The 682-nt window shown below is 46.5% G+C and carries 2 tRNA genes and 1 rRNA gene; all 3 read right to left on the bottom strand.

The features are described 5' to 3' along the window. Positions 1 to 332: 332 nt before the first annotated feature. A tRNA-Ala gene (locus C9I99_RS26915) sits at positions 333 to 408 on the bottom strand. Between the two features lie 44 nt (positions 409 to 452). Then, positions 453 to 529: transfer RNA gene (locus tag C9I99_RS26910), tRNA-Ile, on the bottom strand. 71 nt (positions 530 to 600) lie between these two features. Continuing rightward, positions 601 to 682 (bottom strand): 16S ribosomal RNA (locus tag C9I99_RS26905); the annotation flags it as partial.

The following is a 682-nucleotide window of genomic DNA, read 5'->3' as shown; positions in this document are numbered from 1 at the left end:
ACGTCCTTCATCGCCTCTGACTGCCTAGGCATCCACCGTGTACGCTTAGTCACTTAACCATACAACCCCAAGAGGTTTCGTATGGCAACAACCAAGGTTCACTCTCTCGTTAGAGAGAATTTTTTGTTTTCGCCGGACTCTTACACAAGACACTTGAATGTGTGTTGCTTGAGAACTCGTTCCTACTTATAAAGTAGAAACTATTTAGTATTGAATTCGAAAATTCAATTTACTAGTCAGCTTTCCAGATTGTTAAAGAGCATGTGTTTCATTATCCCCGAAGAGATAAAAAACCACTTTCTAACGACTTTGCATTCAAAGTGTTTAGAAAGTGGTGGAGCTATGCGGGATCGAACCGCAGACCTCCTGCGTGCAAGGCAGGCGCTCTCCCAGCTGAGCTATAGCCCCAACGTATCGAAAGACTTCACACACACTTCCTCTGGGAGAGAAAGTGGTGGGTCTGAGTGGACTTGAACCACCGACCTCACCCTTATCAGGGGTGCGCTCTAACCACCTGAGCTACAGACCCAAGTCTTTCACGTTCTTTTACTATTAACCAAGCAATCTGTGTGGACACTGCATAAAACGCAGTCATATCGTTAAGGAGGTGATCCAGCCCCAGGTTCCCCTAGGGCTACCTTGTTACGACTTCACCCCAGTCATGAACCACACCGTGGTAAAC

The sequence above is a fragment of the Photobacterium lutimaris genome, assembly GCF_003025555.1.
GTDB lineage: Bacteria > Pseudomonadota > Gammaproteobacteria > Enterobacterales > Vibrionaceae > Photobacterium > Photobacterium lutimaris.
Note: the sequence above shows the minus strand (reverse complement) of the source record. Positions and strands in the feature narration are given on the sequence as shown.